Consider the following 12,916-nt stretch of genomic DNA (forward strand, 5'->3'; position numbering starts at 1 on the left):
TCCGAGGCCCTGCCGGGCCCGTCCGCGGGTCACAGGCTCAGCTCCGGGTGCAGCCGGTCCAGGGTCCACACCTGCCGGCGCCGGGCCGCGAGCGCCGTCAGCGCGAGGGCGCCCGCGGTGAACGCGGCCAGCACCGCGCACGCCTGCCACACCGGGCCGAGCCCGCCGCCCGTGATCAGCCGGCGCAGCGCCGCCACGATGTAACTCATCGGCAGGTACGGGTGGATGGCGTTGAAGAAGCCCGGGCTGGTCTGCACCGGATAGGTGCCGCCCGCCGAGGTCAGCTGGAGCATCAGCAGGGCGAGGACCAGGATCCGGCCGGCCGCGCCGAAGCGGGCGTTGAGCCACTGCACGATCGCCGCGAAGCACGCGGTGACCAGGAACAGGAAGCCGACCGTGCCGGCCGCCCGCAGCATCCGCAGCCCGATCGCCCAGTGCAGTACGGCCATCAGCGCGCCCACCTGGAGGACGCCGACGGCGACCACCGGCAGCCAGCCCGCGAACGCGATCCGCCAGGCCGGCGAACCGGCCGCCAGCGCACGCCGGTTGAGCGGCGGGATCAGCATGTAGGCCACCATCGCGCCCACCCACAGGGACAGCGGGATGAAGTAAGGGGCGAACCCGGTGCCGTAGTTGGGCGCCTTGTGCAGATCGTGGGAGGCCAGCTGGACCGGGTCGGCCATCACGCCGGTGCGCTCGTCGCGGTCGTGCTTGTCGTAGTCGGGGATTTTCTTGGCGCCGTCGTGCAGTCCGCCGGCGAGCCGGTCGGAACCGTCGGCCAGCTTGTACAGGCCGCCGTCGAGGCTCCGCGCGCCGGTCTCGGCGGTGCCGATGCCCTTGTCGAGGGCGGTCGCACCGGTCCGGGCGGTGCCGATCCCGGTGTGCAGCTTCTTGGCGCCGGTGGCGACCTTCTGCGCGCCGTCGTTCAGTTCGTTGATCTTCTTGACCGCGTCATCGACGTCCTCGGAGAGGTGGGGCGCGGTCCGCTGGAGGGAACGGGCCTGCTTGCGGAGGGTGCCCAGGTCGGCCCGCATGGCGGTCAGGTCGCCGTTCTGGTCGGCGATCAGGGTGTTGAGGTCGTCGGCGACACCGGCCACGTCCTCGGCGGCCTGCTCGGCCTTCTTCAGCTGGGGGCAGAAGGGGTCGGGGACGGTGGCGGTCTCGCAGCGAGCCTGGTAGAGGTCGGCGAGGACGGTGGCGGACAGCCGGGCGTTCTTCGCGGCCTGCGGCGCGTGGGCCACCAGCACGTCGAGGTTGTCCTGGACGGCCTTGGCCGAGTCGGCGACCAGGCCGGCGGTGTCGCCGATGGTCTTCTCGTTGTCCTTGAGGAACGGACCGGCCTCGGCGTAGACGCCGTTGACCTTGTCGGCGAGCGCCTGGGTGCCGTCGGCGACCTGGCGGGAGCCGCTCTGCAGGTCACCGGCGCCCTTGTTCAGCTTCTTCAGGCCCTTGGCCAGCTTGTCGCTGCCGCTCTTGGCGTCGCCGAGCCCGTCGGCGAGGTCCTTGGAGCCCTTTTCCGCCTTCCCCAGGCCGGAGTTGAGCTTGTCGGCCCCCTCGGCGGCCGTGACGGTCTTGTCGTGGATGCCGGAGAAGGAGATGAAGATCTTGTCCAGGAAGCTCCGCGACGCCTTGGTGGACGCGGCGGTGCGCACCTCGTTGAAGACGGTGCGGGAGATCTGCCCGACGATGTAGTTGTTGGCGTCGTTGGTGCGCACCTGGAGGGCGCCGGTCTCCGGGGAGTCGCCGGAACTGGAGGCGACGCGCCGGCTGAAGTCGGCCGGCATGGTCAGCGACAGGTAGTACGTGCCGTTCTCGACGCCCTCGCGGGCCTCGGCGTCGCTCACCTCGTGCCAGTCGAAGCTCCGGCTGTCGCGCAGCCCGGCGACGATGTCGTCGCCCGCGGTGATCTTCCTGCCGTCCGCCGTGGCCCCTTTGTCGTCGTTGACCAGGGCCACCGGGATGCGGTCCAGGCGGCCGTAGGGGTCCCAGAAGGACCACAGGTACAGGGCGCCGTAGAGCAGCGGGAGCACGAGCAGGGCGACGAGGGCGGCGCGGGGCAGCTTCCCGCGTCCGAAGCGCCGCAGTTCGAGGGCGGCCAGCCTAGGCGAGCGCATCGGCGTCCTCCTTGGGGTCGTCCGGCCGCGCGGCCGTCTCGTGGGGGTCCTCGGCGCCCTGGCCGGCGCCGTGGTCCGTGCGGACGGTGACGCAGTCCCCGGGGGCGGTGCGGCACACGGCCAGGACCGTCGTCCCGGCGCGCGCGAGGGCGCGCAGCATGTCCCACACCTCGGTGCGTTCGGCGTCCGACAGCTTCATGTCGAGGTCGTCCACGCCCAGCAGCCGGGGCCTGCCGACGAGGGCCAGCGCGACCGACAGGCGCACCTCCTGCACCCGCTCCAGGTCGCGCACGGCCGTCCGGGAGCCCTTGGGCAGCGACTCCAGGTCGAGCCCGGCGGCGGCGAGCGCCGCGTCCACCCGCAGCCGCGCCTCGTGCGAGCGCCCGGCCCGGGGGTGCAGCACCTCGCGCAGCGAGTCGCCGAACCGGCGCTGGAGCAGGGCCCGTTCGCGCAGATGCTCGCCGACGGTCAGGGCCGGCTCCAGGTCCGTCACCCCGGTCACGTTGGCCGGCGCGCTGACGCGGCGCACGGCCGCCATGTGCCGGGGGAGTTTGGAACCGGCGACGGTGGCCACTCCCTCGGTGGGCTTCATCCGTCCGGTGAGCGCGAGCAGCAGACACGTACGGCCGGAGCCGGACGGTCCCTCGATCGCGATCAGCGAGCCGGGCTCCGCGTCCAGGGTGATGCCGCGGAAGGCCCACCCCCGGGGTCCTTTCAGCCCGAGTCCCTCGGCCGTGACGCGCGCGCCGTCCACAAGCCCCCCTGCGTGACGTGTCCATTTTTTGCACTGACTGGTCAGTTCAAAACTATGCCCCAACTCCGGCCATGGCAAAAGCCCAGGTCGGAACGGATTGTCAGTGGCATACCTCACGATGGGCACATACGGCACCCGTGCCGTCACCGACGACAGGAGGTTCGTCATGGCCCACTCGTCCGCAGCCGCCGCCCGCCGGCGCCGCGCCCTCGGCCCTGCCCCCTCACTGACCGGCCCGGCGAGCGACGTGCACCCCGTCCCGCGCAAGGCCGCGGCCCCGCCCGCCGCCCTCGACCTGCTGGCCCGGGCCCGCGCCGCCCTCGACGAGGCCACCGCCCTGGACGCGCCGAACGAGCGCTATGCGACGGCCCACCTCGCCGCCCTGCGCACCGCCGCCGCCGTGCTCGCCGCCCGCGGCCGCGCCGAGACCTCCCCGCGCCGCCGGGCCCGGATCCGCAGCGCCTGGGAAGTGCTCCCCGAGATCGCCCCCGAACTGACCGAGTGGAGCGCCCTGTTCGCCTCCGGCGCCGACCGCCGCGCCCGCGCCGAGGCCGGCATCCGGGACGCCGCGAGCCGGCGGGACGCCGACGACCTGATACGGGACGCGGGGATGTTCCTGCGCCTCGTGGAGCGGATGCTCGTCCTCCAGCCGGTCCTGCCCCAGCCCCGCCGGGACCCCGGCGACCGGGACGGCCCGCGCGGCCGCGGTGACCTACCGGACGCGGGCTGACCACGGGCGGTGCGCCCCGCGTCCGCCGTACGAGACGGACACGGCCGCGGCCCCCACGATGACCAGGCGGAGCGCCTGAGGCAATAGGGTGGAGAGGCCTGAAGCCGTCCAGCCCTGCCGAGGAGCCAACTGCCGTGTCGGACCCGATGCGCCCGCCCGTCTCCCCCGACCGCCCGCGTACGGCGTCGCTGCGCACCGACCCCTCCCGGTCCCGTGCCTCGCTGCGCACCGCGGTCGTCTCGGAGGTGCTCCAGGACGCCCTCGACCGGCGGATGAAGGCCACGGGACGGGACGCGCTGGACGTCCTCGACACCGGCGGCGGCAGCGGCAACTTCGCGGTGCCCCTCGCCGGCCTCGGCCACCGCGTCACCGTGGTCGACCCGAGCCCCAACGCGCTGTTCGCGCTGGAGCGCCGCGCCGCCGAGGCCGGCGTCGCCGAGCGGGTCAAGGGCGTCCAGGGCGACGCGCACGGACTGTTCGACGTGGTGGAGCGCGGCGGCTATGACGCCGTGCTGTGCCACGGCGTCCTGGAGTACGTGGACGACCCGGCCGAGAGCATGCGCAACGCGGTCGCCGCGCTGCGCTCCGGGGGCGTCGTCAGCCTGCTGGCCGCTGGACTCGGCGGCGCCGTGTTCGCCCGGGCCCTCGCGGGTCACTTCACCGAGGCCCGGCAGGCCCTGACCGACCCCGACGGCCGCTGGGGCGCCGGCGACCCGATGCCGCGCCGCTTCACCGCCGACCAGCTGACCGCGCTGGCCGAGGGAGCGGGCCTCAGGGTGAGCGCGGTGCACGGCGTGCGCGTCTTCGCCGACCTCGTGCCCGGCGTGCTGGTCGACACCGAGCCCGCCGCCCTGGACGCGCTGCTGAGACTGGAGGCCGCGGCGGCCGAGCTGCCCGCGTTCCACTCCGTCGCCACCCAGCTGCACGTGCTGGGCGAGTCGCCGGGCGCGGCCGAGCTCTGAGCGCGCTCCTCGGTGCGCGGCCCGAGGCGCCGCTGATCAGGGCGTCGACGGCGGATGGAGTACACCACAAGACCCCCGATCGTGGGGTTTGCGCCGTATGATCGAGGTACACCACCCGGCATGACGGGTCGGCCACCGGGGAATGGAAGCATCGGGCGAGCCGGGACGGCCAGCACGGAATCCGGTTGGTCAATTGGCGTAGAGGGGCGGGTTTCACGGGGGCGATTCCCTGCCTATCCTGAAGGGACCCCCCGGGTCGCCCCGGCGACCGCACGATGAGGAGGACTCCGTGCCGCTCTCGGAGCACGAGCAGCGCATGCTCGAGCAGATGGAGCGAGCGCTGTACGCCGAAGATCCCAAGTTCGCGTCGGCGCTTGAGGGAAGCGGGCTGCGTACGTACACCCGGCGGCGGGTCTACCAGGCGGTCGCGGGCTTCCTCGTGGGTATCGCGCTCCTCATGGCCGGAATGGTCGCCCAGCTGATCTGGGTCAGCGTCGTCGGTTTCCTCGTCATGCTCGGCTGCGCCGTACTCGCCGTGACGGGCTGGCGCAAGGCGCCGAAGCCGGGGGAGCACCCGACGGGCGCCGTACGGCGCCCGGTGCGTGCCAAGCGCTCGATGATGGACCGTATCGAGGAGCGCTGGCAGCGCCGACGAGACGAACAACAGGGCCGTTAGCTCCCGCGGCTCCGACAGATCCTCCCGAGGGGGGTGACCACCGGTGGTCACCCCCCTCGGGCATGCTCCACACTGCCGGCCAGGGGCGTCGCGCGCCTCGGCCACGACCGGGCGCCCGAGGACACGATGCGCTCGGCCGTGGCCTGGAGGCCGAGGGACGCGTCGCGCCCGGCCGCCGGCTTGCCGAACCGCCGCGCCCCGCCACGTGCCTGAGCCCCCAGGGGCGTGCAGTGCTCGGCCACGCCCGGGTCAGAGGGCGCCGTGCTCGCCCAGGCCCGGGAAGCCCGGGGCGCGGCGCGTCTCGGCTGTGGCCGGGAAGCCCAGAGGCGCGATGTCCTCGGCCCCCGGCCCGGAAACCGCCACCCCGGCTACGCCCGGGAAGCACAGGGCACGCCGTGCCCGGCCCCGGACCGGAGACCACCGCGCCCGGCCCCCACGCCGAAGACCGGCTTGCCCGGGGACGAACGGGAGGCCGGGGTGGCGGTGGCCCGGGGGAGGGCCACCGCGGGTCACCGATCCGCCGCCCGCCGTACCACGGGCCGCATCCCGGCCGCCCTGGCCCGCAGCGCGGACCAGTGGGCCGACGCCGCCCACAGCACCCGGACCGCCGACCGAGGCAGCAGGCGCGCCCTGAGGCGGGCGCCCCGGCCGGCCGCGGCGTGGAGGGCCCCCGTCGCCCGGCGGACGTCCTCGGCCACGCCCCCGGCCGGCCGCGGCCGTGGGGCGTACAGCACCTGCTCCAGCGCGTCCGCGACGCGGTGCACCGCCGCCTCGGCCGGCCGGTCGAGGCGGCCCAGGCGGACGATCCGCTCGGCGGCGCCGCGCGGGGTCAGCGAATCGTCCGGCGCGATGCCCAGGTCCCAGGCGCTGTCCGTCAGCTCCTGCCAGGCGGCCAGCGTGTGCGCCGCCGCGCCCTGCGCCCCGCGGGCGTGCCCGCCGAGCCGCACCGTACGCGTCCGGGCCCGCCACAGCAGCGGTGCCAACGGGACCGCGAGCACCACCAGCACGGCCAGGGCGACCAGCGCGAACCACCACGGCCCGGGGCCGCTGCCGCCGCCCGCCGGGACCGCCGCGGCCGACGGCGCGTCGCAGTTCTCCGGCCGGCCCGCGCACTGCCCGTCGGCCGAGGGAGCCGCCGAGGGCGCCGCGGAGCCGTGCTTGGACGGCAGGGACTGGTCCGGCTGCGAGGTGCCGGGCGTGACCGACTGGGTGTACGACGGCACCACGCCCCGGGACGGGGTCGGTTCGAAGCGGGTCCAGCCCACGCCCTGGAAGTACAGCTCGGGCCAGGCGTGCGCGTCCTTCAGGCTCACCGCCACCGAGCCGTCGGCCTGCGCGGTGCCGGGCGCGAAGCCCACCGCCACCCGGGCCGGGATGCCGAGGGTGCGGGCCATCGCCGCCATCGCGAAGGAGAAGTGGACGCAGAAACCCTCCTTCTTCTTCAGGAAGTTCGCTATGGCGTCCGGACCGCCGCCGACCTCCACCTGGGTGTCGTACTGGAAGCCCCCGTCGACGGAGAACCAGTCCTGGAGCCGCACCGCCTCCTCGTAGTGGTTGGCCGCGCCCGCCGTGACCTCGCGGGCGGTCCGCGCCACCACCCCGGGCAGCGTGGACGGCACCCGGGTGAACTCGCGCAGCAGCGCCTTCGGCGGCTCGGGCGCGGCCGCCAGCTGCTGCGCCGTGGGCCGCACGTCCAGGCTGGTCACCTGGTACGTCTTGCCGCGCGTGGTCTGGCCGTGGTCGCCGACCAGCGTCATGCCCGCCGGTTCGTACCGCCAGCTGCCGTCGATCCGCACCCCGCTCGGCGGATAGGGCATCGGCAGCCAGTCCTGCGCGTACCAGTCCGCCGCCCTGACGGTGGTGCGCACGGTGTCCCGCCGGACGTCCGGACCCAGTCCGAGCGGCGTCGGGAGCGTGTTCGGCACGTCGACCACGTGCCGCTGGGCCGGTTTCCAGGTGGTGCCGTCGAAGTCGTCCAGGGAGACGATCCGCAGATACAGGTCGGAGATGTCGGTGCTGGTGGTGCGCAGGGACAGCACCGTGCGGTCGTCACTGGTGTTCAGGCTGTCGCGCAGCGAGACCAGCGGGTTGACGGCGGAGATCGTGCCCCCGCGGCCGGATCCCGCGCCGACTCCGGTCCCCGTCTTGCTCAGCAGGCCGCCCTGCATCGCGGGCAGCACGAGCGGCACCAGCAGCGCCACCCCGAGGGCGACCGCGCCGATCCGGCGGCCGGTGCGCACCGGGGCCACCACGCCGTCCCGGCCGCCCTCGGCGGGGCGCGACCCGCTGCCGAAGACCCGCCCCCACTGGGCGAGCCGGTCCCGGCCCTCCGCGAGCAGCAGCATCAGATAGCCGCCCGCCGCCACCAGGAACCACAGCCAGTCGGCGCTGCCCTGGGAGAGGCCCGCCGCCACCGAGTACAGCGCGAGCAGCGGCAGCCCGGCCGGGGCGGCACTGCGGTAGGTCACCGCGAGCGCGTCCACCAGCAGGCCGATCAGCAGCGCTCCGCCGATCAGCATCAGCCGGATGCCGTCGGTCAGCGGGGCCGGTATCGCGTACTGGCCGACGTCCTGGGAGCCCTGCCGCAGCAGCTCGGCGAAGTACCGGAAGGTGTCCGGTCCGGGGATCAGCCCGGCGAGCGCGTGCCCGCGGGCGAAGACCAGGGTGAGCAGCAGCAGGGTGACCACGGCCTGCGCCGCCACGGTCAGCGGCCGGGCGAGCGGCACCCGCCGGGCCGCCGCGCCCACCCCGGTCTGCACGGCCACCAGCGGGATCAGCTCCAGCAGCCAGGACGGCCCGTTCACCAGCGGCAACAGCGCGCACGAGGCCATCAGCGTGGCCGCGGCCGCGCACAGGGACAACCGCGCCCGCCCGCTCATCCCCGTGCCTTTCCGACGACCCGCGCCCGCACCCGCCCGTTCACGCCCCCGCATCCCCGCTCGCCACGGCCGACGCCGCCCGCGTCTCCCCGGCCGGGCGGCAGGACGGCCGGGCCCGCGCTCTTCCGGCCGGGCGCGGGCAAGGCGGCCCGCACCCGGCCGGCCCCGCACCGGGACGGCCCCGCCGACGCGCTCCGTGCCGTGGCGCCCGGGGCCGCCCCCGGCCGCCGCACTCCTGTCCGGCCGCTCATCCGCGCGCCTCCCCCGTCATGGCCGCCAGCCCCGCGCGGTCCCGGTCCGCCCGGCGCCACAGCTCGTCCAGCGGAGCGCCGCGGGGAACGTCCAGGGCCGTCCAGCCCGCCTCGCGCAGCAGTCTCAGCCGGGCGGTGTGCGGGTCGTCCGGCGGCGGTGCCGCGGCGGGCTCGCGGGTCCAGGTGCCCGGGTCGAGGACGAAGGCGACCGCGCCGCCGCGCCGGTTCAGCCGGGCGACCGTACCGGCCTGTTCCTCGTCCAGGTCGCCGAGGAAGGCGATCAGCATGCCCTCGCCGCCGTCGCGCAGCGCCTCACCGGCGCGGGACAGGTCCTCGCCGTCGGAGTGGTCGATCACCGCGAGGGCGTCCAGCATCAGCCCCGCCGTGTCCGCCGCCTCCTGGCCGCCGCCCGAGAAGCCCTCCGCGCTCTCGCCGGGCACCACGCTGCCGGTGTCCGTCAGCAGCCGTACCGCGAAGCCGCGTTCGAGCATGTGCACCAGCACCGAGGCCGCGCCGGCGACGGCCCACTCGAAGGCCGAGTCGGGGCCCGCGCCCTCGTAGGCGCCGCCCCGGGTGTCCAGCAGCACGGTGCAGCGGGCCCGGCGGGGCTGCTCCTCGCGGCGCACCATCAGCTCGCCGTAGCGCGCGGTGGACCGCCAGTGCACCCGGCGCAGATCGTCGCCGTAGCGGTAGCCGCGCGGGATCACGTCGTCCTCGCCCGCGAGCGCGAGCGCGCGCTGCCGGCCCTCGCCGTAGCCCCTGGCCTCGCCGCCGAACCGGGCCGCGTCCAGCGGGGTCACCCGCGGGATGACGGTGAGGGTGTCGAACGCCGAGAAGGAGCGGGTGAGTTCGCACATCCCGAAGGGGTCGGTGAGCCGCAGCTGGAGCGGGCCCAGCGGATAGCGGCCGCGCAGGTCCGAGCGGACCCGGTAGGACACCTCGCGGCGGCCGCCCGGCTCCATTCGGTCCAGCACGAACCGGGGCCGCGGTCCGAGCACATAGGGCACCCGGTCCTGGAGCATCAGCAGCCCGGTGGGCAGCCGGGAGACGTTGTCCATGCGCAGCAGGACCCGGGCCTCGCCGCCGGCCGGGACGCGCGCGGGGGAGAGCCGCCGGGTGCCGGAGACCCGGTAGCGGGTGCGGTGGAGCACGGCCGCGCAGATCAGCGGCAGCGCGGCCAGCAGCAGCCCGACCCGCAGCAGATCGCTCTGGCCCAGCACGTAGGCGCAGATCGCGGCGGCGATCCCGGCCGCGAGGAAGGAGCGGCCGCGGGTGGTCAGACCGGCCAGCGCGGTGCGGACCCCGCCCGCCTCCCCCTGCTCGGCCGCCGCCCGCTCCGTCCCCCCGGCGCTCATCACAGACTCCGCGGGGGCTGCTGGTGGGGATAGGCCGGGACGCCGTCGAGGCCGCCGTGCCGGGCCGGGGCCGTGGGCACCGGGGTGCGCTGGAGGATCTCCTGCACCACCTGTTCCGCGCCGCGGCGGTTGAGCTGGGCCTGGGCGGTGGGCAGCAGCCGGTGCGCGAGGACGGCCACGGCGAGTTCCCGTACGTCGTCGGGCAGCGCGTACTCCCGGCCCGCCAGGGCGGCGGACGCCTTCGCGGCGCGCAGCAGGTGCAGCGTGGCGCGCGGCGAGGCGCCGAGTCTGAGGTCGGGGTGGGCGCGGGTGGCGGCGACCAGTTCCACCGCGTACCGGCGCACCGGCTCGGCGACGTGCACCCCGCGCACCGCCTCGATCAGCTTCACGATCTCGTGCGCGTGCGCCACCGGCTGGAGGTCCTCCAGGGGGCTGATGCCGCCGTGCACGTCGAGCATGCGCAGTTCGGCGTCCACGCTCGGGTAGCCGACGGAGACGCGGGCCATGAAACGGTCGCGCTGGGCCTCGGGCAGCGGGTAGGTGCCCTCCATCTCGACCGGGTTCTGCGTGGCCACCACCATGAAGGGGCTGGGCAGTTCGTAGGTCTGCCCGTCGATGGTGACCTGGCGCTCCTCCATGGATTCGAGCAGCGCCGACTGCGTCTTGGGCGAGGCGCGGTTGATCTCGTCGCCGATCACGATCTGCGCGAAGACCGCGCCGGGCTTGAACTCGAAGTCCCGGCGCTGCTGGTCCCAGATGGAGACGCCGGTGATGTCCGAGGGCAGCAGGTCGGGCGTGAACTGGATGCGCCGCACCGAGCAGTCGATGGACCGCGCCAGCGCCTTGGCGAGCATCGTCTTGCCCACGCCCGGGACGTCCTCGATGAGCAGGTGTCCCTCGGCGAGCAGCACGGTCAGGGCGAGCCGTACGACCTCGGGCTTGCCCTCGATCACGCCCTCCACCGAACCGCGCACCCGCTCCACCGTGGCGCTCAGCTCACTGAGGTTCGCACGATCGTCATAGGTCGTCACCCGGCCCTCCTCGGCCCGTTCTGCCAGGGCCGGCCCGCACGTCGCGTGGCCGGCCCGCCCGGAACACGGGACACCACGCGGGAACGTTCCGCGTGATGCCTCACCCCGCATTCTTGCCGCCGTTACCGATTCGTGTCACTCGCCTGTGGACAACTGCCCGCACGATGTCGGTCGTACGGGGTTTTCGCCCACGTTTTCGAGTGATGTCGGTACCGAAAGGGCCGGGCCGGCCGGGACCGCGGTCAGGCGGGGTCGACCTCGCGCAGCAGACCGGTGCGCACGTCGAAGACGAAGCCGCGCACGTCGTCGGTGTGCAGCAGGAACGGCGAGGTGCGCACCCGCTGCATCGACTGCCGCACGTCCTGGTCGACGTCGCGGAAGGCCTCCACCGCCCAGGCCGGGCGCTGGCCGACCTCCATCTCCAGGTCGTGCCGGAAGTCCTCGGTGATGGTCTCCATGCCACAGCCGGTGTGGTGGATGAGGACGACGCTGCGGGTGCCCAGCGCCCGCTGGCTGACGGTCAGCGACCGGATCACGTCGTCGGTGACCACGCCGCCCGCGTTGCGGATGGTGTGGCAGTCGCCCAGCTGGAGGCCGAGCGCGGCGTGCAGGTCGAGACGGGCGTCCATGCAGGCCACGACCGCGACCTTGAGGACCGGGCGGGCGTCCATGCCGGGGTCGGTGAACTCGGCGGCGTAGCGCCGGTTGGCGTCGACCAGGCGGTCCGTCACGGTGCCGTCACCGGTTATGGCGCCTTCGGTTCCAGTGGAAGCTGCTGCGGAAGTCGTCATACGCATGACGTTACTGGTCACCCCCGGCATGGCCCGCTGTGAGAGCGGACAAAGAACGTCATCGCCGCTTGTTGTGAGCTACCCCATAGGGGCGGCAAACGTGGCCCGGACGGGTGAATCCGCTCGAAAGACGGCGCCCGCCGCGAGTCGCTGCGCGACGCGCAGGCCGGTTGATTGACCGCGAGACACCGTGGACTAAAGTGACGCGAAGCGGGAGGCGTGGCTCTCCCCGCTGGTGACAACCCCGGAGACCCGGCACCCGCCCGGACCGTCTCCCCGCGTGCGCGGCGCGTACGTACGGCTCGGCCTCCTCCGCTCCCCGGTCGGCAGACGCTTCCGGCGCCGGCCGCCTCCCCCTTCACGAGCCGGCGGGGGCCCGCGGTGCGCACGGCGCCTCGCCGGAATGAGAGGCCCCCTTGAGCGAGAGTCGACACGTCCCGGTGATGCTCCAGCGGTGCCTGGACCTGCTGGCACCCGCCCTGGAGCACCCGGGAGCGGTGGTCGTCGACTGCACCCTGGGCCTCGGCGGCCACAGCGAGGCGCTGCTGGCCCGCTTCCCCGAGGCCCGGCTGATCGGCCTCGACCGGGACAAGGAGGCGCTGCGCCTGTCCGGCGAGCGCCTCGCGCCCTTCGGCGAGCGGGCCACCCTGGTGCACGCGGTCTACGACGAGCTGCCCGACGTCCTCGGCCGCCTCGGCGTCCCGCGCGTCCAGGGCGTGCTGTTCGACCTCGGCGTCTCCTCCATGCAGCTGGACGAGGCCGACCGCGGCTTCGCCTACGCCCAGGACGCGCCGCTCGACATGCGCATGGACCAGACGACGGGCATCAGCGCCGCCGAGGTCCTCAACACCTACCCGGCCGGCGAACTGGTGCGCATCCTGCGCGCCTACGGCGAGGAGAAGCAGGCCAAGCGGATCGTCTCGGCGATCGTGCGCGAGCGCGAGAAGGAGCCGTTCAACAACAGCGCCCGGCTCGTGGAGCTGATCCGCGACGCGCTGCCGCAGGCCGCCAAGCGCACCGGCGGCAACCCGGCCAAGCGCACCTTCCAGGCGCTGCGCATCGAGGTCAACGGCGAGCTGTCCGTCCTGGAGCGGGCGATCCCGGCCGCCGTGAAGTCCCTCGCGGTCGGCGGGCGGATCGCCGTGCTGTCGTACCACTCGCTGGAGGACCGGCTGGTCAAGCAGGTCTTCGCGGCCGGAGCGGCGAACACCGCGCCGCCCGGGCTGCCGGTGGTGCCCGAGCGCTACCAGCCGCGGCTCAAGCTGCTCACCCGTGGTGCCGAACTTCCCACCGAGGAAGAGATCGCCGAGAACCGCCGGGCCGCCCCCGCCAGGCTGCGGGGCGCCGAGCGCATCAGGGAGGACGCCGAGTGA

Annotated in this window: 10 protein-coding genes; 4 read left to right on the top strand and 6 right to left on the bottom strand. The window is 74.5% G+C overall.

The window, feature by feature from the left end:
• Positions 1-29 precede the first annotated feature (29 nt).
• Both HZZ00_RS07520 and HZZ00_RS07525 read right to left on the bottom strand, forming a co-directional pair.
• The gene (locus HZZ00_RS07520) at positions 30-2,114 is read right to left on the bottom strand and encodes a YhgE/Pip domain-containing protein (RefSeq protein ID WP_180331468.1); all 2,085 of its coding nucleotides are present in this window, start codon (positions 2,112-2,114) and stop codon (positions 30-32) included.
• Positions 2,101-2,868 carry an ATP-binding cassette domain-containing protein gene (locus tag HZZ00_RS07525; RefSeq protein WP_180331469.1) on the bottom strand — a complete coding sequence of 256 codons (768 nt, stop codon included), beginning with the start codon at positions 2,866-2,868 and terminating at the stop codon, positions 2,101-2,103. The genes HZZ00_RS07520 and HZZ00_RS07525 overlap by 14 nt, the downstream gene beginning before the upstream one ends.
• A gap of 166 nt (positions 2,869-3,034) precedes the next feature.
• On the opposite strand from HZZ00_RS07525, the gene HZZ00_RS07530 reads away from it, so the two are divergent.
• From HZZ00_RS07530 to HZZ00_RS07540, 3 genes are all read left to right on the top strand, one after another.
• Complete coding sequence (locus tag HZZ00_RS07530; protein ID WP_180331470.1) at positions 3,035-3,598, top strand: SAV_6107 family HEPN domain-containing protein; 564 nt, start codon at positions 3,035-3,037, stop codon at positions 3,596-3,598.
• Between the two features lie 134 nt (positions 3,599-3,732).
• On the top strand, positions 3,733-4,560 hold the full coding sequence (locus tag HZZ00_RS07535) for a bifunctional 2-polyprenyl-6-hydroxyphenol methylase/3-demethylubiquinol 3-O-methyltransferase UbiG (protein ID WP_180331471.1): 828 nt from the start codon (positions 3,733-3,735) through the stop codon (positions 4,558-4,560).
• Between the two features lie 289 nt (positions 4,561-4,849).
• Positions 4,850-5,236: a DUF3040 domain-containing protein gene (locus tag HZZ00_RS07540; RefSeq protein ID WP_070028597.1), complete on the top strand. Its 387-nt coding sequence runs from the start codon at positions 4,850-4,852 to the stop codon at positions 5,234-5,236.
• A gap of 509 nt (positions 5,237-5,745) precedes the next feature.
• Here HZZ00_RS07540 and HZZ00_RS07545 read toward each other — a convergent pair.
• From HZZ00_RS07545 to HZZ00_RS07560, 4 genes are all read right to left on the bottom strand, one after another.
• Positions 5,746-8,115: a DUF3488 and transglutaminase-like domain-containing protein gene (locus HZZ00_RS07545; RefSeq protein ID WP_180331472.1), complete on the bottom strand. Its 2,370-nt coding sequence runs from the start codon at positions 8,113-8,115 to the stop codon at positions 5,746-5,748.
• Positions 8,116-8,362: 247 nt separating this feature from the next.
• Positions 8,363-9,721: a DUF58 domain-containing protein gene (locus HZZ00_RS07550; protein ID WP_180331473.1), complete on the bottom strand. Its 1,359-nt coding sequence runs from the start codon at positions 9,719-9,721 to the stop codon at positions 8,363-8,365.
• Positions 9,721-10,752: a MoxR family ATPase gene (locus HZZ00_RS07555; protein ID WP_180331474.1), complete on the bottom strand. Its 1,032-nt coding sequence runs from the start codon at positions 10,750-10,752 to the stop codon at positions 9,721-9,723. Before HZZ00_RS07555 ends, HZZ00_RS07550 begins: the two co-directional genes overlap by 1 nt.
• A 242-nt stretch (positions 10,753-10,994) precedes the next feature.
• Entirely contained in the window at positions 10,995-11,543 is a 549-nt protein-coding gene (locus HZZ00_RS07560; protein ID WP_180331475.1) for a carbonic anhydrase, read from the bottom strand.
• A gap of 416 nt (positions 11,544-11,959) precedes the next feature.
• On the opposite strand from HZZ00_RS07560, the gene rsmH reads away from it, so the two are divergent.
• Positions 11,960-12,916, top strand: a complete 957-nt coding sequence (gene rsmH, locus HZZ00_RS07565; protein WP_180331476.1) for a 16S rRNA (cytosine(1402)-N(4))-methyltransferase RsmH — start codon at positions 11,960-11,962, stop codon at positions 12,914-12,916.

The sequence above is a fragment of the Streptomyces sp. NEAU-sy36 genome (assembly GCF_013423905.1).
GTDB classification, from domain to species: domain Bacteria; phylum Actinomycetota; class Actinomycetes; order Streptomycetales; family Streptomycetaceae; genus Streptomyces; species Streptomyces misionensis.

Coding starts and splice junctions, on each gene's coding strand:
- HZZ00_RS07520 (WP_180331468.1), bottom strand. CDS start 2,114: ATGCGCTCGCCTAGGCTGGCCGCCCTCGAACTGCGGCGCTTCGGACGC.
- HZZ00_RS07530 (WP_180331470.1), top strand. CDS start 3,035: ATGGCCCACTCGTCCGCAGCCGCCGCCCGCCGGCGCCGCGCCCTCGGC.
- HZZ00_RS07545 (WP_180331472.1), bottom strand. CDS start 8,115: ATGAGCGGGCGGGCGCGGTTGTCCCTGTGCGCGGCCGCGGCCACGCTG.
- HZZ00_RS07550 (WP_180331473.1), bottom strand. CDS start 9,721: ATGAGCGCCGGGGGGACGGAGCGGGCGGCGGCCGAGCAGGGGGAGGCG.
- HZZ00_RS07560 (WP_180331475.1), bottom strand. CDS start 11,543: ATGACGACTTCCGCAGCAGCTTCCACTGGAACCGAAGGCGCCATAACC.